The sequence below is a fragment of the Rhodopirellula baltica SH 1 genome, from assembly GCF_000196115.1.
GTDB lineage: Bacteria > Planctomycetota > Planctomycetia > Pirellulales > Pirellulaceae > Rhodopirellula > Rhodopirellula baltica.
This window is the reverse complement of record NC_005027.1, coordinates 3,964,992-3,988,679: the sequence shown is the minus strand read 5'-3', so window position 1 is coordinate 3,988,679 and position 23,688 is coordinate 3,964,992. Positions and strand designations below refer to the sequence as shown.

The 23,688-nt window shown below is 55.5% G+C and carries 11 protein-coding genes; 1 reads left to right on the top strand and 10 read right to left on the bottom strand.

Features of this window, described 5'->3' with window-relative positions:
- Positions 1 to 7: 7 nt before the first annotated feature.
- Together lexA and RB_RS15155 are read right to left on the bottom strand one after the other, a co-directional pair.
- The gene (lexA, locus tag RB_RS15160) at positions 8 to 610 is read right to left on the bottom strand and encodes a transcriptional repressor LexA (RefSeq protein ID WP_231845672.1); all 603 of its coding nucleotides are present in this window, start codon (positions 608 to 610) and stop codon (positions 8 to 10) included.
- Positions 611 to 991: 381 nt separating this feature from the next.
- The gene (locus tag RB_RS15155) at positions 992 to 1,765 is read right to left on the bottom strand and encodes an undecaprenyl-diphosphate phosphatase (RefSeq protein ID WP_011121390.1); all 774 of its coding nucleotides are present in this window, start codon (positions 1,763 to 1,765) and stop codon (positions 992 to 994) included.
- Between the two features lie 121 nt (positions 1,766 to 1,886).
- Here RB_RS15155 and RB_RS15150 point away from each other — a divergent pair, with 121 nt between their 5' ends.
- The gene (locus tag RB_RS15150) at positions 1,887 to 2,930 is read left to right on the top strand and encodes a DUF368 domain-containing protein (protein WP_011121388.1); all 1,044 of its coding nucleotides are present in this window, start codon (positions 1,887 to 1,889) and stop codon (positions 2,928 to 2,930) included.
- Here RB_RS15150 and rnpA read toward each other — a convergent pair.
- From rnpA to RB_RS15110, 8 genes are all read right to left on the bottom strand, one after another.
- Positions 2,913 to 3,353 carry a ribonuclease P protein component gene (gene rnpA, locus RB_RS15145; RefSeq protein WP_011121387.1) on the bottom strand — a complete coding sequence of 147 codons (441 nt, stop codon included), beginning with the start codon at positions 3,351 to 3,353 and terminating at the stop codon, positions 2,913 to 2,915. The two genes, RB_RS15150 and rnpA, sit on opposite strands and share 18 nt — an antisense overlap.
- On the bottom strand, positions 3,353 to 4,669 hold the full coding sequence (locus tag RB_RS15140) for a dihydroorotase (protein ID WP_164922065.1): 1,317 nt from the start codon (positions 4,667 to 4,669) through the stop codon (positions 3,353 to 3,355). The genes rnpA and RB_RS15140 overlap by 1 nt, the downstream gene beginning before the upstream one ends.
- Positions 4,666 to 5,697, bottom strand: coding sequence for an aspartate carbamoyltransferase catalytic subunit (locus RB_RS15135; RefSeq protein ID WP_007327421.1), 1,032 nt, complete (start codon positions 5,695 to 5,697; stop codon positions 4,666 to 4,668). The genes RB_RS15140 and RB_RS15135 overlap by 4 nt, the downstream gene beginning before the upstream one ends.
- Before the next feature lie 18 nt (positions 5,698 to 5,715).
- A complete protein-coding gene (locus RB_RS15130; RefSeq protein ID WP_007331344.1) occupies positions 5,716 to 6,192 on the bottom strand; it encodes a DUF423 domain-containing protein in 477 nt (158 codons plus the stop codon).
- Positions 6,189 to 7,367, bottom strand: a complete 1,179-nt coding sequence (nadA, locus tag RB_RS15125) for a quinolinate synthase NadA (protein WP_051156418.1) — start codon at positions 7,365 to 7,367, stop codon at positions 6,189 to 6,191. The genes RB_RS15130 and nadA overlap by 4 nt, the downstream gene beginning before the upstream one ends.
- Positions 7,368 to 7,531: 164 nt before the next feature.
- Entirely contained in the window at positions 7,532 to 8,788 is a 1,257-nt protein-coding gene (locus RB_RS15120; RefSeq protein ID WP_164922064.1) for an aminotransferase class V-fold PLP-dependent enzyme, read from the bottom strand.
- Complete coding sequence (locus RB_RS15115; RefSeq protein ID WP_011121383.1) at positions 8,788 to 19,311, bottom strand: PVC-type heme-binding CxxCH protein; 10,524 nt, start codon at positions 19,309 to 19,311, stop codon at positions 8,788 to 8,790. The genes RB_RS15120 and RB_RS15115 overlap by 1 nt, the downstream gene beginning before the upstream one ends.
- The gene (locus tag RB_RS15110; RefSeq protein WP_011121382.1) at positions 19,308 to 23,513 is read right to left on the bottom strand and encodes a hypothetical protein; all 4,206 of its coding nucleotides are present in this window, start codon (positions 23,511 to 23,513) and stop codon (positions 19,308 to 19,310) included. The genes RB_RS15115 and RB_RS15110 overlap by 4 nt, the downstream gene beginning before the upstream one ends.
- Positions 23,514 to 23,688 lie beyond the last annotated feature (175 nt).

Genomic DNA, 23,688 nt, shown 5'->3' with positions numbered 1-23,688 from the left:
CTGCGATCTAAAGCGCGGTGCGAACGGTTGCGACCGCGACGCCGACCACTTTGGGGTTCAGCACCGTGACCGGTGGTGAATTCCTGTCTCCGTCTCGCAGTTCGACATGGCCGTTGGTTGGGTACCAGTATCTCAGCGAAATGTTGCCGGGCGAAGTTTCAATGGCAGCGAGTTGTCCAGCTTGGACGTTGTCTTGTTTGTTGATGACGATGTAGTCGCCGTCGTGAATTCCGCGGGCGGCCAGCGAGTCACCTGATAATTGAACGACAAACCGGTCGCCATCGGCAAGAATCTTGCCTAAATCAACCACGTCCGTTGCGTTGACGTCGATGTCGGTGGGCTGGCTGCGAACGATTCCCGCCATAGGCAATCCTGTCGGCGAGCGAGCGTCTTCGCCCGTCAACTCAATCGCACGTGACTTGTTGGCTTTGCGAGTGATCAGTCCTTTGCGTTCCAGGGCGCGTAAATGGCACATGACACCATTTGGACTACGTATGCCGAAGTGCTCACCGATCTCACGAACCGTCGGCCCGTAGCCTCGTTCTCGAATTAAAGACCGGACAAGCTCATAGACTTCTCTTTGTCTCTCGGTCAGTTGAGCTTTGGCCATGGGTTTCGTGGAGGGAAGTGAGGTGGGCGGAGGGGGCAAGGAAGTGATCCGATCACTATGAGTCAAGCCTAGCATGGGAATCACTTTGATGACGTTGGATTTCTCGCTGATTTTCACATCGACTACGACAACCTAACTCTGTACCAAATTGCGCGAGTACGCAAATGATTCGGGCTAGAATTTCGACTCAGCCACCCCACAGGGCGGTTTTCAGCGTTTCAATCCGAAACGTGCTGGTAGCGAATCAATGCAACGAATGCGAAGCGTCGTTAAAGCGACATGCAGAAACATAGCCAAAACTGAACAGGCAATGTTGCTGTTTGATAGCTTTTTTTATCCTCGTGCTCGCTAGCCCGTTGCCCCCAGGGGCGCACTTTGCAACTACCGGAGGTTCAGGAGGACGACCAGCAGTCCGGCTGGGATGCACCAGTACGCGAACCAATGAAGTCGGTCTTCCCGGCTCCATCGAATCAGCCACTTCAACGCGACGATTCCAACGGCGAAGGCGACAGCCGCACCGATCGAGAGCACTTCGATGGAGGTTTCGCCTGAGGAGCCGTCTTCAAGCAAATCTTTGATTGCCAGCACCGTCGCACCCAGAATCGCGGGAATTGCGAGCAAGAACGAGAAGGTGACTGAATCATCCCGGTCGAGACCCATCAGCCGGCCGCCGAGGATCGTTGATCCACTGCGGCTGATTCCCGGCAAGATGGCGAATGCCTGGAAGCAGCCAACAAGGAACGCGGCGCCCAAGCCCAGACGATCGTAGGTTCCCGATTTGGGAGTGAGTCGTCCGAGCACGATCAGCATCACACCGGTCACTATCAGCATCGCTCCGGCCAGAAGTGGACTGCGCAGAATTTCGGGAAACTGAGTCTTGATCGTCAGTCCAATCACGACCGCGGGAAGCGTCCCAATCACCAGCAAGCCGATGACGCGACGGTCCTTTAGCAACAACGCCCAGATCCGTTGCCAGAAAACGACGAGGATTGAACCCAGTGTTCCGGCATGGAGGATGATTTCCAGGGTGACCGATTCGCCAAGTTCGCCCAGCATTGATCCGAGGATCACCAAATGACCCGACGAGCTGATAGGAAGGAACTCAGCGATCCCTTGCACGATTGCCAAAATGACGACGCGAATGAGTTCCTGCACGTTTCGATGTCTCGACTAAAGTGTGTGGGGTGTGCGTCTGGATAGATGATGTCCTAGGTTACTTTGTCGCGACAAAATTCGGCATCCGTCGTCGCAAATCCAATCCGTTTCCTCCGCCTGAATGACTCTTGTGAACGCATCCACCGGCTCCGACACTTCTTCCGAAGGTATCGATTCTGACGGCCAAGAGTCGCGGATTTCTCACGAACCGATTCGTCCTGACGGCATCGGCATGATAATGCTGAATATCTTTCGTGGATTTTGCATGGGGGCGGCTGACACCGTCCCGGGAGTGAGCGGTGGAACGGTCGCGTTGATTCTTGGTCACTACGACCGCTTGATCGCAGCGATCAGTCATGTGGATACCGAAGCTCTCGGTTTGCTTCGTTCGGGCAAATGGACAGAGCTGATTCGTAGGTTGGACTTGCGATTCCTGATCACGCTCGGAATCGGAATCGTTGTCGGGATCGGTTCTCTCGCTGGCCTGATGCACTGGCTACTGCAGCACCGAGTCAACGAAACGATGGCGGTGTTCTTTGGATTGGTGCTCGCAAGTGTTTGGGTTGTTCGACGCAACGTGACTCAGTGGACGATCCCGCGATGGATCCTTTTGGGCATGGGAGTGTTGGTGGCCTTGGGCATTTCACGGATCCCGGCAACAACCGGCGATGCCAGTCATGGCTTCTTGTTTTTCAGTGCATCGATCGCGATTTGCGCGATGATTCTGCCCGGGATCAGCGGCGCATTTATTCTGTTGCTGTTGGGCGTATACGAGCCCGTAATTGGCATGATCAAGGGTGTGGTCAAGGGCCAGATCGATTTGGACATCCTGGGACGGTTGGCCGTTTTCGCTGCGGGCTGCCTGTTCGGTTTGCTGGCGTTCAGTCGTTTGCTGAATTACCTGCTGAAACATTTCCGAGACGCGACGATGGCCGCATTGATCGGTTTGATGATCGGCTCGGTCGGCCGGCTTTGGCCGCTTCAGCGTGTGACCGCGGAGACCGCCGAATTGGAATTGAAGTACCAGGAATTCGAATGGGTTTCACCAGTCGAATACGACGGCAGTGTGTTGATGCTCGTGGTGCTTGCGATCGTCGCCGCTGTGGTTGTGGTCGCCGCAGATCGCTTCACTCTTCGGATGCAGTCTTCAGCTTCTGGTGCTTGAGCGATCAGCCGAGGATTGACTGCGACGCACGGCTCGTCCGACGAGTTTGACGAACCCTTTTTCGATCATTTTCCAGTCGGCGGTGACGTCCTTTTTTGGGCGGACCACATAATCGAATCCGCTTGGCAATTGCGTTTGGTTCAGCCGGAACGCTTCGCGAATCAGACGCTTCCATCGGTTTCGAACAACCGCGTTGCCGGTCTTCTTGGGGATCGTAACACCAAGTCGGCATTTGACGGTTTTGGATTCGTCTGGTGACGGCTCACCATCCGCGTCAGGAACGTCGTGAGGCAACGCGAAAACGACCAAGCAATCGTTCGCGGCGACACCACCACGGCGGAGTGCTTTGGTGAATTCACTACTGCGAACGACGCGAGATGATTTTGGGAACTCAAGCGGCCGTTTTCCACCAGTCCGCGACATCAGGAAGCGGCACTCGCAACGGTCGGATGAAGCTCAAACTTCAAGCGTCCACCGACCAGTGTGTGAGTGACTCGTGCGGTGAGCGTGCGTCCGGTCATGGGGCTGGAATGACATCGAGAGCGGAACTCTTTCGCCTCAACCGACCACGCATTCAACGGATCGATGACTGTCACGTCGGCGTTGGCACCCACTGATAACGTGCCACCTTTCACACCGGCGATTCGGGCCGGTGCGGTTGAGAGACACTCGATTGCGCGAGACCAAGGGAGGATCTTTGTTTCGACCAGATCCGTTGCGATGGCCGCGAGCGTCGTTTCCAAAGCGGAGGCACCAAAGGGAGCCAAGTCGAGGTCGTTTGCTTTCTTCTCTTGGGCCCGCGGCATGTGTCCGGATTCAATTGCATCGATCACGCCTTCGGCAACCGCGTTGCGAAGCGCTTCCACATGCGACGGGCTTCGCATTGGTGGATGAACTTTGTATCGCGAATCGTAAGACCGCAGCAATTCGTCACTGCCAAAGAGGTTGTGTGGGCAAACCGATGCGGAGATGTGGATGCCTCGGGATTTCACACGGCCGATCATGTCGATCGAACCCATGGTGCTGACCGGACCGACGTGCAATCGACCTTTGGTTGCCTCGGCCAGTCGAACGTCTCGTGCGACGGCCAAGTCCTCCGCTTCGGTGGGCAGCCCTTTGAGTCCGAGAATCAAGCCGATTTGCCCATCATGCATGACGCCGCCGTCAGCAAGTTCGGGGACTTCTGGCCGATCGAAGATTGGCAGGTCGAACATTCGGCAATAGTCGAGCGCCCGCTTGAGCAATGCATCGTTGGGCATTGGACGCGGAGTGTCGCTGAAACCAGCTGCACCGGCGGCGGCCAAAATCCCGAGCTCGGCCATCTGCTCAGCTTGTCGACCTTTGCTCAGACACGCGATCGGCAGCACACGAACGCCATCAACACGTTGTGCGATTTGGCGAACCAACTGCACCGATGCAGCAGAATCCATCAGCGGTTTGGTACTGCTGCAGCACAACACCGTCGTGTAACCGCCCGCCAACGCAGCATTGCTGCCCGTTTGAATCGTTTCGTCCTCTTCACTGCCCGGTTCGCGCAGTTCCGTTGCCAAATCAACCAAACCAGGTGCAACGATTTTTCCGGTGACGTCAAGCCGACCAGCATCCGGCGGCACGTCACCGTCGGGCGTGTCGATTGAATGAACTTTGCCCTCATGCAGAACCAAGCGTGCGATTCGGTCGATGCCGTTGGCGGGGTCGATCAATCGTCCGCCGTCGAGAACCCAAGTGGTGTCATTCATGAGAGGTTCTCCGCGGATGCATCTGCGTTTTCTTTCGCGTTGGCCAACAACCACAGCGATGCCATGCGGACTGCGATCCCGTTGGTCACTTGTTCGAGGATCACCGAATGCGGCCCGTCGGCGACTTCGGGGGTGATTTCAACGCCGCGATTGATTGGCCCGGGGGCCATGATCAGGATGTCGTCTTTGGCCAGCCGCAATCTCTCGCCGTTCATGGCGTACAACGCCGCATATTCGTAAACGCTAGGGAATGGTCTCGCCTTTTGCCGTTCGAATTGAATGCGAAGCAAATTCAGCACGTCGCAGCGATGGACGATCTCATCGAGACGGTGAGCGACTTCGAAACCAAGTTCTTCCCAGCGGTGACTGACCAAAGTTGGTGGGCCGCAAATGATGACGTGAGCACCGAGTTTACGGAGGCCCCACAGATTGCTGCGTGCAGTGCGACTGTGTGCGATGTCACCAACCAAAGCCACCGTCATTCCCGCGAATACTTTCTCAGGATCGGCGGCTTCGTTTTTCCAGTCCGAGCCGATGCGATGTTGGAGGATCGTCAGCATGTCGAGCAAACCCTGAGTGGGATGCTCGTGGGGACCGTCTCCGGCGTTGAGCACACAGCAATCCAGTTCGCGGGCCAACAAGTGAGGCGTGCCGGGAGTGGAGTGTCGCGTCACAACCCAGTCGACGCCCATCGCTTCGATGGTCTTGGCCGTGTCGACGAATGTTTCGCCTTTGGCAACGCTGCTGCCGCTGCTGCTGAATTCAACCGTGTCGGCGCCGAGTCTTTTGGCGGCCAACGAGAAACTGTTCCTCGTACGTGTGCTGTTCTCAAAGAACAAATTGGCACACGTTTTTCCCGTCAATAGCGGGACTTTGCGACGGCAACCTTCGGTCATCGTCTTCAGTTGGTCCGCCGTGCGTAACACGGCGAGGATTTCAGCGGCGGTGAGCCGCTCCAAATCCAACAGATGAGGATGCCGCCAGACGGCCGGGAATGACAATTGATCGGGTGAGAGCGATGCGTCCATGGCCGGGAGTTTAAAGCATCATTGACTTGTCGACGAGTCACGGCAGCCGACAAACATCAGCCAACCCACAATCCAACAAACGCCACCGATTGGGGTGATCGCACCCATCACCGGTGTGTTGGTCAAAACCAGCACGTACAGACTGCCGGAAAAGAAAATCAGTCCGGCGACCATCAACGCTCGAATCGTTCGCAGCCATCCGGACCACCGCAAGGGAGCGACCGCCAAGCCCAATAAAACGATCGCGTGAGCCAAGTGGTACCGGGCTCCGGTTTCGAACTGCTCCACGCGACGAGCAACCGTGTCGGGATCCAAACCGGATTGCTCAAGGAAGTCCGGCAACCCATGAGCGACAAACGCGCCTATTCCAACAGCAGAGGCTCCTGCCAATCCCGCCAAGATCATTCCGGTCCGACCCGCAGGAGATTCCGTTTGGGCCGGCGTCGAGATTGGTTCGGACGGGGAGACGGTCTCGTATGGTTTGGCGGACGTCATTTCACCGCCAACATGCGTTCCAACGCGATCAGACTCCACTTTGTTGTCTCTTCGTCCACGCGAATTTGGTTGACCAAGCGGCCGTCTCGCAAGTTTTCGAGTGTCCAACAAAGGTGTGTCAGGTCGATTCGGTACATCGTCGCGCACATGCAAACGACTGGACTGAGAAAGTGAATTTCTTGCTCGGGATGTTCGTCCTTCAATCGATTGACCAAGTGCAACTCAGTGCCGATCGCCCACTTCGTTCCCGCGGGTGAATTCTTGATTGTCTGGATGATCTTTCCGGTACTGCCGCTGACGTCCGCGATGTCGTTGACCTCACGAGGGCATTCAGGGTGAACAAGAATCTTGATGCCAGGATGCTCCTTTCGGAAGCGATCGACATGCTCGGCACGGAACATTTGGTGCACGCTGCAGTGACCTTTCCAAAGGATCACGCGACTCGATTGAATTTGTTCGTCCGTGTTTCCACCCATTTCCAACGCGTAAGGATCCCAAACCGGCATTTGTTCTTCGGTGATATCCATCGTCAACGCGGTGTTCCGGCCAAGGTGCTGATCGGGGAAGAAGAACACACGCTGCCCACGTTCGAAGGCCCATTCCAAGACCGCTCTTGCGTTGCTGCTAGTACAAACAATCCCACCGTGACGACCACAGAACGCCTTCAAGCTGGCGGCACTGTTGATGTACGTGACCGGAATGACTTGTTCGGTATCAATCACCTCAGACATATCGGCCCAGGCCGCTTCAACCTGAGCAATCGCGGCCATATCGGCCATTGAGCAACCCGCGGCCATGTCCGGAAGCAACACATCGACTCGCCGGCCGTCACGGGCCTCAATCCGATCCGGTCGATTGGCCAAAATGTCGGCCGTTTCAGCCATGAAGTGAACGCCGCAAAAGACGATGGTGCGACACGCCTGGCTCTTGGCGGCCATCTCGGACAACTGGTAGCTGTCACCTCGCAAATCGGTGTGCTCGATGACTTCGTCTTGCTGATAGTGGTGTCCCAAAATCAGCAACTCGTCTCCGAGTTCCTGACGCACCGCTTCAATTCGTTGCTGAAGAACCTCGTTTTCCAGCGATCGGTACGGTTTCAAAGGATGCAACGCATCGACTTCGTCATTTCCGGTCGTGGGTTGTGCGGGAGGCGTGGTGGTAGGCAAATCGACCATGGGGATTTCAATCAAAGAGGATCGGCGATGCGTCGCGTGACGACACATCATTATTGAAACCGATCCACCCCATTGTTTCCATGCCTACGGTTCTGATCCGCCACTGCGAAAAACGCCTTATTCGCGGCAGAAAACAAACCCCGCCGCCGAAATCCGTTGCAGGATCACGCCAGGGATGTGATTTGAGCGGCAATTTCCGAGACCGCGGCGACCACAGCATCGATTTGGTCAGAGGTTGTGCCATGACCCCCGCTGATGCGAAGTGTTCCGGCGGCTTCCGTCCCAAGATGACGGTGAAGCCGAGCGGCACAGTGATGCCCCGATCGGACTTCGATCCCAAACTCGGAATCTAGAATTGCGGCGGCATCGTCCGGCGGAAGATCTGGTCCAAAGTCGAGACTGGCAATCGGAAGCGGCCCCGGTTGGCCAAAGACTTTGATTCCATCGACGGCGTTCAAGCCAACGTGAAGTCGCTGTGACAGGGCGGCTGACTCATTGGGTGATTCATTGAGCTCGCCTGACGTTGCCATGGATTCCAACGCGGCCAACCATCCCGCGATCGCTGGCAAATTCATGGTGCCCGGTTCTAGTTTCGCTGGCATCGATTCGGGCATGGTGTCGGAGCGACCGTCGTGCCCGGTGCCACCTTGCATCCAAGGTTGGATCGCCGAGTGCCACCTTGGCGATAGGTACAACATTCCAATTCCCGGCGGCCCACCACAACCTTTGTGGGCGGGGGCCGTCAACGCGTGCACACCGAGTGATGCGACGTCGATTGGCAAGTAGCCAAGCGATTGTGCCGCATCGCAGAGGAAAAGAATTTGATCAGACTCCGTTCGGGATCGGTTGGCTTCCGCGATGGCCGCCCCAATCTCTGTGATCGGCTGCACGGCGCCGGTCACATTGGATACATGAGACAAAGCCACCAATCGAGTCGCTCCGTTGACCCGTGAGATCACGTCATCAGCGCTGAGCAATCCGTTCTTGTCTGCGGGGACTTCTTCGACGGTCGCGTTGCCCGACTTCGCCGCCACCAAAATTGGTCGGATGACTGCATTGTGCTCAATCGCGGAGACCAAGAGATGCGAACCGTCGCCGATGGCCTTGGACGATCCGACCAATCCATGAATGACGGAGTTCAACGCATGAGTGCAACCGCTATGAAAGCTGATGCAGGAGTCCGATTCGGCATGAATGAATTGGGCCAGTTTGAATCGCAACGAACGAACAAGCTCGCTCGCCTTCAACGCCGAGGCGTAACTGCCACGCGAAGCCGATGAGCCGACGTTGGAAAGAAACTCAACCATCGCATCGGTCACGCCGTCCGCCTTGGGCCAGGAAGTCGCGGCGTGATCCAAGTAAATACGTTGTCTGGTTTGAAGCAAATTCTTTTCAGTTGAAGACGTGGGACGTGATGGCATCACAAACCTTCAGCGGTGTACCGCCACCGTTTCAAGTACGCGATCAAATCGGACATTTGATCCACCGACAATGTTTGTTCCATTCCGCTTGGCATCAGCGATGTGTCGACCGCTCGGAACGTCTCGATGTCGTCACGAGCCACGCGGCGTTGCTGGTTGCCCGCCTCCAGCAACGTGACCGTTTCTGAATTCTCGTTGTGCAGAAGCCCCGACACGACTTCGCCGTCAACGGTCAGGATTTGGTATCGCGTGAACGAAGCGTCAATGGCGGCGTCTGGATTTAAGATCGCAACCAACAATGCTTCCGCAGTCTTCGTGCGGCTGTCGCTGATGTCGGGTCCGACCATGTGCCCAACGTCTTCCATGCGGTGACAATTGGAGCAGTGTTGGACGAACAACTGTCGACCCTTGGCGACATCGGCGGTCGAAAAGCGATCCGCGACCACAGCATATTTTTGCAATACCTCGGCTCGGTCTTCTGGTGGAGCAAAGGTTTGATTGGCAAGTTCGCGAATGGCTTGATCGCGATGAGCTCGCAACGCGTTGGCTGTGGAAGCGTCTACAAACGACCTCGGCAAGCTTCCGTCCTGCACCGCCGCAAGCAACCACGTCGCCGTGGCAGGGTCAGAACGTGCGTGTCGACAAACAACACTTCGCTCTTCAGGACGCCAAGGGTCTGGATGTGAGACCAAAATGGATCGTGTCCATTCAGGGTCGCTTCGGAGCAATCCTTTAAGAATTCGGGATCGCAAGGTTGCGTCTGTGGACTCCGTCAGCTGATCACGTAGTTCAGTCGAACCTGGAGCGAGTTGCAGCAAAACATCCACCGCATTTTCGCGTTGGACCGGTTGCTGGTCCGCATCCGCCAGCGTCGTTTCGGCGACGTCAGAGACACGAGCGAGAAATTCCTGTGCCGGACCAGTTATCGCTTTCTTCACAGCGGAAGCCGAACGCGTGCCGTTGATCCAGCTTGCAACGAATTGCAATGCGTTATCGTCGTCTTGAACGTTTGAGATCAGATCAAGAGTGGTCTCGGAATCTGACGCGGCGGAACGTTGGATCCAGTGCAAACGATTGTTTCGATAGCTTGAAGAAAGTCGCAAACTCGCGTTTTTAATCGATCGGTGAATGAGTTGTTGAAGCATCCGTTGGGGAGCCGACGCCAGTAGTTTCGCGATCAATGCTGAGTCCGCTTGTTCCACCGCCAGCTTGTGCAGCGAATCAACAACGGACAAAAACTCAGCGGACGAAGGACTCTCCGCGATCTGTGTGCATTCGTTGGAGGCGAGAAAGCTTTCCAGTGCGACTCGGCGAACCAGCGCACTGTCATCGCTTGCAAATTCGCGAAAGTTGTCGGCGTTCCAAGTCGTTGTGTTCTGGGCAGCGATCGCTCGCAGGCGAGGTTCTGATTCTGATTGAAGCTTCGATGTCTGGTCCGTATTCAGGCCGTTCCGCTGAGCCAAAAAGGACGCTGCCCGGGACTTTGTTGTTGGTTTTGTTTCATCGGATAGCAAAAGTTCAGAGAGGCTTCCAAGAACGGAAGGTTGAGCTATCGCGTCTCCCAATTGCTGTGTCAGGTGGAGTGTTGCCAATGATCGTCGGACGGAGTCATCTGACTTCAATGCTTCGATCGCTTCTTCGTTGTTTTGGATGGCTTGAAAGCCAGGTTCGGCGCGGGGAGGAACCAATCGCCAGATGCGTCCGAGGTCATTTCCATGCCACGTATCGGGGCGGTTCTTCAGCTCATCGGGTGCCCAATCGGGATGCTCAATGACCGCGCGAGCCATGTCGATGACCAGCACCGATCCATTTTGATCGGCAACCAAATCGACCGGCCGGAACCAGGTGTGTTCATTGGCAAGCCATTCGGCGTCGTTTGGTTCTCGAGTCGCATTCCAGTTCTCGCCGTCCAATTGCATTTGTTGACGCTGAACCAGTGATCCGGTCGGTTCGCACACGAACAACCACTTGTCATCAACCGCCAAGACACCGCAAGCGGCACTGAATTGTCCCGCGTGCAGGTGGCTGGTCGTCCAAGCGTCACTGATCGGATGAACTTCTGAATGTTCACCCGCGACGGCGATGTCCAACAGCGCATCCGTCGGTGCCAATTCGCGATCTCTTTCTATCGTGCTGACGTTCAGCACAGCCTGGATCGCCGGATTGCGATTGCTGCATCCGATTCGACGACCGAAATCGTCAATCGTCAAACCGTGTTGGCTATTGCCGGAAACGCTTCCCCAATAACCGCCATTTGGATCAAAGCAGAAGTCATTTTTTGAAAGCGTCAAAGGACCAGCGGATTGATCGAATCGTAAGACGACGGCTTCGATCTTCCCGCCACGCAATCCATTCGCAACGTAAACCAATCCATCAGGACCGAGGATCGGATGGTTGGCTCTGAGTTGCTCGTTGTCCGTTGTAAAACCACGAAACCATGTTTGATGATCGTCGGCCATTCCGTCGCCGTTCGTGTCACGCAGCCACGCAATCTCTCCGGCCAAAGTCACAATCGCTCCGTCCAATTGTGCTTCATTCTCGCTCGCGATCTTCGATGGCCACGGCAACACCCCAGTCGCGAAATTCAATCCGTCGGCGAACGTGGTGGCTTGATCCATCGTGCCGTCACCGTCGATATCACGAAGGATTCGGATGCGTCCTTGGATCGGTTGCGCATCATCGGCTGGTTGCGGGTAATCGGGCATTTCCACCACCCACAAACGACCCTGCGGATCAAAGGCCGCTGAAACGGGATCGATAACCATCGGTTCCGCAGCGACCAATTGCAGCTTCCATCCGTCTCTCATCCGCATCGTGTCAGCGATTTCGGCGGGACTGGGGGAATCGATCGTTTGAGTAGGTGATTGTGCGGTCGCTCGATCCGTAGGGCCGATCCAAATGACCAGTAAGAGCAACGCGGACGCCCATGTTCGCAAGCGTTTTCGAAGTGGTTTCCAAAAGGCTTCGAATCCGCTGAGCATTACGGCGGTGACCATCAAAGCAAGTGCGAGAGGCATCGGTGCCAACACCAATGCAATGCAACCCAAGACAAAGATCCAAGTGGCAGGGTTGGCCATCAAGTCTTGGACATTGGTCACCCAGTTGGCCTGATCGCCGTGGTGTCGGCTGCGACCTGGTTGAAGTCGCAAAACAATCAACAGACATGCGCTGGTTAACAGCAGTAAAAAACGCATCCCATGCTGAGCCCACCGTGTCGCGATGGAAGATCGAGACGCAACCGACCATTGGGGAGGAAGCTCATGCCGGGTCGATTGAAACTGGCTGTCGATGATCCAGCGATCCGGTTGTTGGCTTGTAAGGGCAAAGGACCACTGACCATCAAGACGTTTGTTTGCGTCGCTGACTTGCCACCAATCATCGGTTTCGCCAGCCGAGTATCGTTGGATTTGCATTGCGAGGAATGATTCCATTTCATTCCATGAGAACACCGCTTCCGGTGGCCTGCTGGAAAATTCGGCGGAGAGGCGTTCCAGCGAGACCGAGTCTTCTGCCGATGCATTCGCCGGATCAAACGGTACCCCGGCGGCTTGACTGATCGAAGCGTATCGCTGCAACCACACCTTCATCCACGAAGCGACTTCTTCGTCGCGTCGGTCGGCCAAAGAGTCCGAGGCGGCAGCGATCGAGCGGACGGTGTTGGTGGCCAGGATTCGCCAGCGTTGATCTGGCTTGATCGCCCGCCACGGACTCCAGTCCGTGACAGTTTGGTTCGAAGCCGAGTTTTTAGGTGTCATGGTGGGAGCGACAGAGCTTTGGTGTGACAACGAAAGTGAATCCTTCCCATCACTCCGCCGAGATAGCAGGCGAGTGAAGGTGGATCGAAGCGGCGTTTGGATCTCATCCCAAGTCGGTGTGTCGGGGTTGGAAACTTGCGAATCCATTTCCAACAAGACCTCCACTGCTTGGCTGAGGCGACTCAAAGGTAGCAAGAACTGAAGCCGGTTGTTGTCCAATGGGATCACGTCGGCTGGCAACCCATTCGTCCATCCCGCCACAAACCGGGTGGATTCGGGCAACTGAAGCGTCAAGTGGGAAGCATCACCGGGAACGATGTCAAAGCGACTGACCAGGTAGCGATCGTTCAGCAGTTGATGGTCCGCGTGCATGACGGAGGCCAAGTTGTTGGTCTTCCGCATTCTTTCCAGTTCGACCGACCAATTCTCATTGGCGACGCGGAAATAGGCGGAGTCTTCAATGTCCGTTGCATCAGCTTCCGAGGTTTCTTGAGTTGTTTCGCCGTCCGTTTTTAATGGTAAACGCAATTTCCATCTTGGTTGCGGCATGGGTTCGACACCGTTGGTTTCCCAGCGAATCGGAGCGTTGGTCAATCGGTTGGGAACCACGATATCGGTCCGCGAACGTTGAGATTGTAGAACGCGAACCTTGGGGACACTCACACGCACCAAGTCACCTGCCGCAAGGCGACTGGTAAGTCGAATGGACCGGATGTCCTTGTCTGCTAAACGGATGCGGATGACTTGTCGGGCGGGAGAGAGCGTTGGCTGTCGGGTCGAGGCGCACAACGGGGAAATCTGCAGAGCGTCGCACCAACGCGTGGGCATTTCGACATCTAAGAAATCGGGTTGTTGTTTCGATTTCAATTGCAGATCGGTTTGAGCGATCCAGCGACCTTCCTCCCACCGCAACGCAACGCGAACGTCAGTTTGGAATGGATGCCGGACCAGGCTGGATCGGAAGCGAGCGTTCCCCAATGCCGTTGCGGTCGATCCGCGGACCAACCATTGATCCATCAAGATCTTTCCAGACGCGAGCATCGAAGCCGGTCCCGCGTCGCCCGATTTTTCGCCTTCGACTTTCGGCGGCGTTTTCCACTGAACGTCGGTGTCAGCAGAACGCGAGACAACGACTTCACTGACGGAGTCAACTTCGCCGATGGCTTGAATTGGTTCGATCTCAATCAATGCCAAAGCATTGTCGTTGTTCTTTTTCAATGAAACCTGAGCTTCGATCGACAACTCCATTCCTCGTCCTTCATAACGAATCAGAAGGCAATCACGATCGTCTTTTCGCACTAATTCCCAGCGGGTTCCAGATTGTTTTTCGGAGGCACCTGTTGGTTTTGACTTCGGGTCCGTCGTTGTTTCCGCATCCATCGCTTCGTCGCTGGTCGCATCGGCGGCCTCCGACTCAAACGTATTTCCATCAACCACATCGGGTGAGGTGTTGGGCAATCCCGGTTGTTGGATTTGCCAATCGAAGATTTGAGCTTGGGGTGGAAGCACAACCTTGATGATGTGAGGACGGACACTTTCGTCTATCGCGGCCACGGAAGCTTCACCGCTGGCATCAGGATTTGCTGACGGCGCGTCGGCGGTCGCAGAATTGTCAGTGACCGGAGTAGGCTCAAAGGTTGCGTCGAGACGAATCGTTTGATGCGTCGAATCCAAATGAATCTCTTGCCGAGAGCTGAAGACCAGCGTCGATCGGTTCGAAAATCCGATTTGAACGATGGGAGTTGTTCCGGAACTTTTCGCGGCTCTGTCGAGGCGGCTGATCGGTCCCGACCATTGTGAATAAAATTGCTCGGTCGGAACACGTTCCGTCCCAAGCGAAGCGGGCCAAAGCGGTTGCAGATCAGCCGACAATGTCCAGGCCACCAACGTTTCAGAAAACTCGGTGCGTGAGTTGACGAGGGCTGATTCGTCATCGGACGCGGGATCTTCCCAGCGGTCATGTAGTGACAATCCCGGACAAGTCAGCAACCTTTCGGAAGCGAGCGACAGGGCATCAGACGATGTTGGTTCCACAGCATTGGAAACGGAGGGTGTCGGCTCGTCCGTCGTCGTACGTGTTGACCAATCAGCGCTGAGGTCCCAAACCAATCGAATGGGTTCGTCAGACGAACTGACCCGGGTGAGCTTCCACTGGGTTGTTGTTTGCTGAATCAATTTCCAGTCGCGAGAAATTAAACGCGGTGGTGAGCTTGTTTCTCGGTGGAAACGAAGGACCACATCTCCGCCTGGTGGCGGCGGTTGTAGCGGATCCAGTTCACACTCGACGGAGCATTGTTTTGCGGTGGCGTTCAGCCAATAGCGACGGTTCCATTGTGATGCGGAGTTCCATGCCACTGGCAACTCTTCCTCGTCAGAAACATCGCCCGTTTGATTGCTTGAACCAGTGTTGAGGTTGACCGCTGCCCCGCTCGCAATGGCGTCCGCGGTCGCTTTGCTTTGCAGATGAATTTGCAATCGATTGCACGGACCAATGGAAAATTGATTGGATGAAATGATTCCAAATCCAACCGGACGATCGACCGCTGGCCAAGCGATCTCATCGGTAACCAGTCGGAAATTGTCGATGCGATAATCACGGCGCACAACCAAACGAGCTTGCGGAAGTCGTGGAAGATCAATTGCGATTTGCGTGCCCGTCGCGTTGTGTGACGTTTGGCAACGCAGCCGAAGTTGCAAGTCAAAACGTTTGCCCGAAGGCACCACGATCAGTGTGCCAGGTTGTTCATCCGTGGTTGTCGTCAGTACCCGCGTGCTTTCATCTGGGCGAATCAGCACCAACTCTTCGATCGTTTCAGGAGCAAACGGAAGCCGAAGTCGACTGCTGGGAGTTGTTGTTTCGACGGTGAATCGGGCGAGTAGCTCGATCGCAAACTCATCACGTGCCAAACTGATGGCTCGTTTGGAACTTTCAGAGGTGAGGTCCAGTTCGTAATTGGTATTCAAAAACGAGACTTGCCGAACACGTTCGTCCGGACGAATCAAAAACAACTCTTCGTATAGCGTCTCGGGGATATACGCCTTGTTGCCCATTGGTTGGTTGGCGGAATCCAACGGAACCAAGATGTCCATGGTTTGAGCGGAGGCCGCACCGCCACTTACCGCAAAACAACTGACGATCACCCAACCCAGCCAACTTCGAAGCAACGCGGAACTTGAGAAGTCACTGGTTGGGTCATCGCCGGGTGAATGCGACGCGGCGTTCGAATGGTCTGATTGGCCGGATGCACCTGGCGTTTGTGTAAGCGACGACATGGGAGTCTTGGATGATTGCCATTGTTGGGTCGCAACTCGCAAAAGACCGATCGTCAATGGCAGAGCAACCCAGGTCGTCAGTGGTACCAATGTTTCAGGCCAAAGAAGCATGGCGAAGAGGCACAGAGCCAAGCCACATGCCAGTCCCCATCGAGCGGCCCAGCCCGCAGCCAGACTGATGGCGAGGATGACGAGTGCACCGACCCAACCAATTCCAATCACCATCTGGGAAAAGATCAAAGGGGATTGTTCAGCGGACCCGAGCAATGGAAGTTGCAAACTGTCTTCGGCCGGAGAGACACGGAACTGCGACCCCAGGGTCAAGCCAACAACTTGTAGGTCCGTGACTTCTGGTTTTCGGACCCATGATTTTTCAAAGGAAGTCGTCGTCCATTCAATTTCCAGCACCAACTCGGATTGTTTCACGGCGGGAAATCGAAGGTGGTGTCGCCGCGTCATTTGCGGTTGGACTTCCACGCCATTGATGCGTGCCTCGATCAAATGTGCGTCCCAAGGGAACTTCACTTCGATTGGTTGCGTGGCAATCATTTCGAATCGCGTGCGAGCTCGGTCGGTCCCGCTGGCCGAAGCGACCACGTGCGTGTGCTGCTGAAGAACCAAGTTGGACGGTGGTGTTTGGTTCCGGTGACGGACTCGCACGATCACATGTGGCGTGGTCTCGTATCGATAACGGAACGGTCTTGACGCGTTGTCCGCATCCGCCGTTGGGATTCCCACCAAATTCGCGACAGGGCGAGCCAATTGCAAATTCGAATCGATCAACAGTTCGCAGGTTTGCGAAGTCGCATCAGCCAAGCGGAACAAACCGATTGGAAGTGCGCGTGTTTGGTGCCCCTTGGTGGGCTCCGTTTCACTTTCTTTCATCGCGTGGAAACATCTTCCGATCAGCAACGATTTGTCGTTGAAATTTCGCGGGACCGGAATGTTCCATTCAAACCATCCATCGGACCCGTCAGCGATTTCGTCTGAGTTCGTCGAAACGGAGGATGCTTGGGACTCGGCGTCTGATTCAGATTGGGGTTCCATCGATTGACGTGGCACCCAGCGACGCGTGACAGCGTCCTCGTCGACGGAATGGACAGCGGCAGATGAGGACAAACGCGTCTGCCATTTGATGTCTTGCGGGGACGACTGTTCCGAACGGGCGGCCAAGCGAACTTTGACAAAACGTGACGTCTGCGGCAAACCTTCCACTTGCACCTGAACTTGTTGTTCGATTCCGGTTCGTTCCTTGCCGCTTCGCACAACCGTTAGGCTGGTTTGACATGACCCGACGATGGTGCTGTCGGGAGTTTCCAATGCGAGTGAAGGGGTTTGGCGAATGGAATGACTGAGCACGATCGCGTCGCCGGGAAGCGGTGCGAAGTAACGTCGTTGTTGAGCGGTAAGTTCAGAGAACTCGATTCGCGAAGGAGTGATGGCGGTTTCTGCGGTCCAACCCATGTCGGCGGGAGGAATGACCGCGGCGGTCATTTGACCGGGGCATCCCAACACTCGAATCATCCACAATTCATTGACGCGAGGGTTGTTCGGATCCCGCCGAGATTGTCCGGTGGCGCGTATTTCGAGAGTGCCTTCACCGGTGGGCAGTTCCTCTATCTCGTCAGGACTGGGCCATACCGTGATTCTGCGGCCACGGCGATTGGGAGCGTTGATGGTCAACGTTCGACGCGTTTCACCAACGGTGATGGAATCGAACGAGAAGCCATCTTGAATTTCCAATTGGATGGGAGCCAATCGGTCCGGAGTCATCGTCATCTGAATGGTGCTGCGAGCCTGAATGGCGTTGTCTTCCAGCAGAAAACGAGATTGGTGGTTGGCATACAACAGCGGTTGAGACTCCGCCAATTCGATGCTCCACGAACTGGTGACGGAGTCAGTCGACCAACGAGGTTGTTTTGAGTCAGTCGGGGGATCCAGCAGCGATTCCGCCGGTATGGATTCTCGCGAAAGTGGCGGGCCAACCGCGTTCCAAGTCGCTGGCGAATCGGACGATTGTGAGGCACCCAATGGCGGTGGCGTAAGTTGCCATTGTTCGGGCAATTGCCAATGCGTTGCGTACAAATGAGATGGCATCGTCCATTGCAACTGCCAAGGCGTCGCGGAAATTACATATGAAGATGGGAAAACCGGTTCGGGCAACGAAATCAAATTGCCTTTTTGAGGCAACGGCGATGTCCCTTCCAACACGATGACGCGTGAGTCGGCGGCGGATGCGGGTTCCGATTCTTCGATTGCCGTCAGTTCGATGATTGAAGCGAACGGTGATTGCGATGTCTCAGTTGATTGCGAGGCGATAGGTCGGGACGAGAATGGAATCTCGCGATCATCGATGGTGATGCGAGTCACATCACCGCGTAGCCAGACCCAAGGAGGGATGGACGCGATCGGTTGCGGATCAATGACGAATCGACATTGCCAATTCAATATCGATCCATCGTGGTCAAAGGACATGCGGCAACTGCGAACGATCGTCGCCGTTTGGACCTCCGCCGCGTCGTCGTTGACGGTTTGCAATTGCAGATCCAAACGCGACGAACCAGCTGACTCAAGAAAGATCCAACGATCGTTGTCCGAAGCCGATTCGGAGGAACTGATTGACGAGGTTTCGCTGTACCAATTCGGGAGTTCATCCGCGGGGACTTCACGCAGGACCGCTTGTTCGCAGCGAAGAATCTGATTCGCCGGAACACGAATCCACAAACGAGAAATCAATGCTTGCGGCAGCACCAGTTCCCACCGACTGCCGTTCCAAGTTGGCATCGCTTGCTGTCGCCAATTCCATGCGAGATTGCGGTCCGCAAGTAGTTGACTCACATCGTTCGTTGCGATTTTAAGCATTCCCGATTCATCGGATTCGAACACGGCGTTTGTGTCCGATTCGGCGCCAGATTCATCATCCATTTCGCGAAGTCTGGAAACGGCAAAGCTGACATTGCCAAACTGATGTTCGCTGCTGGCTTGGGACGAAAACAACATTCGGCTAGCGTTGCTGATCAAAGATCCGTTTCGGATGGTCGCCACCATCTCGCACTGCAAAATGTCATCGGTGGATGTTTCGGGAGTGACCTCGGCCGCTTCTCCAAGAGCATTGCTCAATTCGTCGGCCGCGACGGGCCGAAAGTTGTCTGGGACGAGCCTTGCGATTTGAGAACCGAACAAGGCGATCCAACGCAATGAATCATCGCCGCGAACTTGTTGAGCGAGCGTTTCCCATTGAGACAGCCTGTCAGAGACTTCGCGAGAGGCCGGTTCGGAATCATCGACTTCGCCGGCAACGGTTGATTCGTCCGCACCCGAAATTTCGTCTGTAGCTGGTTCGTCTGTTGTTGGTTCAATCACCTCGCTGGTTTCAGCTGTCGTTGCTTCCGCTTCTTGCGCGGCGACATCGCTTTTGACTACCAGCGACGTTGTGACGAACCAAATGGCGACCCACATCACCCAGGTCGATCGGTTTGATCGAGACAGCGTCATGAGGACGTTCCTGGTGATTGACTCGCCGTGGCTCCTTCTTCGTCGTAGCCTTCGTCCGAAGGGTTGTGGCGAGGTTCGGATTCCGTGTTTGAACGTTGTCCGGAGTCTCCACGATGCCGGGAAGATCCACCCGGAACATGCGTCCCTGCCGACTCGTTGATCATCGATCGCGAGCCGGGCGAAGAACCCTGGCCTTTGCGATTGACTCGAGTGGAACCAAACGGTGGGATTTTCTCAGACGCTCGTGATGCACCGGATGATTGCAACACACGGTCGGAGGCCGGCGGCGAAATCAACGCCGAGATGGCGTAGAAGACCGCGACTAACACCAGTGAAATCATGATCAATTGAGCCGTCACAATCACGCCATCGGGAGCCGCAACCAAAACGCCCGCAAGAACCACCGCCAACAACACAATCGCAAAAGGATGGCGGCTGCGCGGGAACAACTGAGTTGATGCGGCGAGTAACAGTGACAAGCTTCCAACGGCCAACCACATCATCGTTCGCGAAACCGTCAGGGCGGAAAACGAGTAAGGGTCGCTGGAATAGAAAAGGTATTGGTTGCTGGGAACGGTGAACGCGGAGTTTGTGGTTGACTCATTGAGTGAACCCAACAACGTCGAGTTCTTTTGGAATGGGAATGTGACCCATTCTAGTAGTTCGGCATCGTCGGCCATTGGTTGCCGTGACAAACGCAGTTGCTCACGTTCCCAACGCATCAATCGTCCACTGGACGATGAAGCCCAAAACAAGTGTGAGTCTGTGGGAACGGAAAGCTGCCAGTCGATTTGTGCCGACCCAACCGGCAACCTCATCAAGGGCTCAATGCTGGTCCACCATGGGCTGGAATCGGTTTCCGTCCACAATCGAATGTCCAGCAGGAATCGCGATGGCGATTCGGTGCCACTCGCTTGAGATGCCGCCAAACTGGGAGTGGTCGGCATGTCAATTCGCAGACCGCTGCGTCCTCGAGACGTTGCGACAATGTTGCCATTCAAACGCGTTTCAATCCGGATGGCTTTGAGTGGCCGCGAGAATCCAATCGTGATTTGCTCGCCACCTTCGACCACTGCCACCAACTGTTCATGACGAGTGCGTTGCCCGACAAGGCTGCGTATCAGAGCACGCGTGACTCGCACGGGCGCCTCTTCCAACGATTCCTGATGGAACTCCAATTTAAACGGTGCATCCGGAATGGATGTGAGTGTCCATTCATTGCTTGGAATCGGAGCCACACTTGTGCCCGCAGGCGTGCTTAGTCTTGTTCCCGACAACAATCGTTCATCGCCGACGGTGACCATCCAAACCTGACCGGCCCCATCGGTGACCGAGTTTGGGACGGTCAAAAGGTAATCGGAGTCCAATGTGACTTGGTCGGCGATCGGATACGGGATCGCCGCCAAAATCCGATCGTTCGATGAGTCAGGATCCTGAAGGTTATCCAATGGGGCATCAACATCGTCCTCCGCCGATTCCACAGCGAGAGGTTGTTCGGAAACTTCATCGGTCGCATTCAACGACGGATCATCAGCGGCTGCTCGAATGAGCGTTTCAGAGTTTGCCGGTGTCTTCAGTAAGTCACGCAACATCGTCCGCGAAACCAGTTCGATCTCGTGACTGCCGACCGACAATCGTGGTGTGACAATTTCGTAAGTTGTCCAGCTCTCGGAGTTGGTCGACGATTCAGATTTGCGAACCATCGCGGGAACGCCATCGACCACCGATGTCCACTGGACCGCTTGAGCATTCGGAGTTGGGATAGCGAATTGGACGATGCCCTCCAGGTCAACGGCAGTGGTAAGTGTCCAACGGGTTTGGGTGACCCATTGATTGCCTTGCGTGTCCATCGATGTGCCGCCCGAAAGATTCAGACGCAGTGGACGTTCGGTGAAGTTGCCCGTCACGCTCCAAGGACTATCAACTGACAGCAGGCGAAAACGGTTTGACGAATCATTGTTGATCCGTTGCAAGTTTTCACTTTGAGAAAGGTCCACCGTCCATTGCAAACGCTTGGCATCGGTCACCTGAAGAATTGCTTCCGTGACAGCGCTGGACGATTCGTTGGTTTGCAGTTTCGGCAGTGTCAGTGTCAATGGTTCCGCGACCATCTGTTCGGTGACGACTCGTTCGCAAGTGATGATGTACTGGCGAGGCCACTTGCCATCAGACGCATCAGCCTGCCACTGAACCAAGCCCTCCGATATTGATATGTCGAGTTCTTCGTCTTCGTCGTCGGCGGTCAAATGAGTCAGCTGCCATCCATTCAAATCCAGTTGCATGTCTTGAGGGTCGATGCCCGCTCCGCTGGATTGGACCGTCATCACGGAAAGAGCCAACCGGTTGGTCATGCTGAGATCCATCGCGATTTTCAGCCGTTGCTGTCGCTGTTTGCCCGACAACCAAACTGGTAATTGAAAAGCATCACGAAGGAATCGAAACGTTTGAGCTCGTTCACCGACATTGACCGATGTTGCATCAGAAGCAATCGCCTCCACGCCCAAACGAGGTCGCCAACGAAGACGGTGATCCTCAGCGGTGACAACGGTCACGGTTCCTCTTTGTCCGATCGCGTCAGGAACACGAGGCAACTGCATCGTCCACGGCGTGTTGGCCGACGCTTCGGGGACGGGCAATCGCAACTGCAAACGGACTTCAACCAATGACGTCGACGTCATCGCATCGGCTCGGTCGGTTGAGAAGCGAACGCGACGCGTGGGTGACGAGCTGTTTTCTTTTGCGTCTTGATTTGCGCTCGTTGACTCGGAATCGTTGGTGGTGTCCTCACCGAGTAGTGTCATCGTCCAACCTGAATCTGCAACGTCGATGGCGCTGCCGGATTCGAAAGCGGTGTCAGTGACTTCGTCGCCAACCGAATCGGGTGTCAACGTGCTGTCGCGACTGTCTTCGTTGATAGCAACCTCTGGACTGCCCAACAAAACCGCCTGTTCGGGCAGTTCGATTTCGAACGCATCCAATTGCCCACGCAGGTTGCGAACGACCATCTGAACCTGCAAGCTCGGAGGGTCCGCGGGCGACTCCCAACGCAAAATCGCGTTGGATTCCGTCTCGAGCAAACGAGCGGCCTGGGTCGCCGATGGCAGCCATTGCCACTTGAAAGCGAACTCGCCGCCTTGGCTATCGATTTCGAAACGTGAGCGTTGTCGATTTTCCTCGTCCGACTCCGTTTCGCGTTTTGACAACTGCCGCAACACTTCGCGACCGCTTCCGACAATTTCGGCGGTGATCAACGGAGGTGAATTTTCGGTGGCGTCTGACTGATGCGGAGCGACGGATACTTCCACTCGCGTCGGCACGGTCGGTAACGACAGAGGAAGGAAGCTGGTCAGTGGACCGAGTCGGCGAACTCGCGTCGACATTTTGAGTTTGCAGATGCAGTCGATCGGTTGGTCAGGCAACGCGGCTTCCGCCGGTAAAACCAACTCGTAGTTCAGGCCAGCGTTTGCGCGAGAAGAATTTGCTAGTGCGGCACCGCCATTGGTTGCTGCGGCCGAAGATGCATCGAGCAATTCATCACGAGTGGCCGTTTTGTTTTGAGCGACTCTCACAAAGGCGCGGGCGAGTTCGGTGTCGGACACGGATTGGGTGTCCGCTTCGCCGGAGGTCTCATCACTGTCGGCGTCATCGCCAGCAGCCTCGTCCTCGTTGGCAACCCTTTGGATCGTCGCCGGTTCCAACAAGTGAAATCCGTTCAAACCCAAATCTAAAACGATGGGTGTCGATGTGCCTTCCCGAACGGTCCGTGGATCGATGACGAAGTGGCATTCGAGTTCAAACTCGGCACGCTGATCATGAACCGATCCGACCAAGTTGATTCGCTGCAGCGTTGCTCGTCGATCCTGAACCTGGATCCCCTGTTCCAAACGTCGCAGTCGATCGATCTCCTCAAACGACATCCGAGGAATGACCACGGGGGTGCCGGATTCGTCCAAGAACACGAATGCATCTGGAGCAATCCCGCCTGAATCTCCGCGAATAATGTCCGGCTTGGGGATCGTACCAGGTGGCTGCGCGACGGCTTGAGAAGCTAGCCCAATCGCAACGAGCAAACACCACACCAATGCCATGCTGATCTTGACACTCGGTGATTGAATGCCCGCTGGGTGGATGCCGGCAGAGCAAACTCGCTGAGCAGCAGTGTCCGGGACCCGCGCATCAATTTGGACCGGGTACCGGTCCATCGGTATCAGGGAGTGGGAATTCGAGATGGACTTCGGTCCGGTCAACGGGGCACCGTCACAGAAGAGTGGCGCGGCGATCAATCAGAAGAGGTTTCCTAGTTTACGCAAATCACGTCACCGGTAACAGCTTTTCCTGTCGATCCAGACAACATCCGCCCATATCAAAACCCTGCCA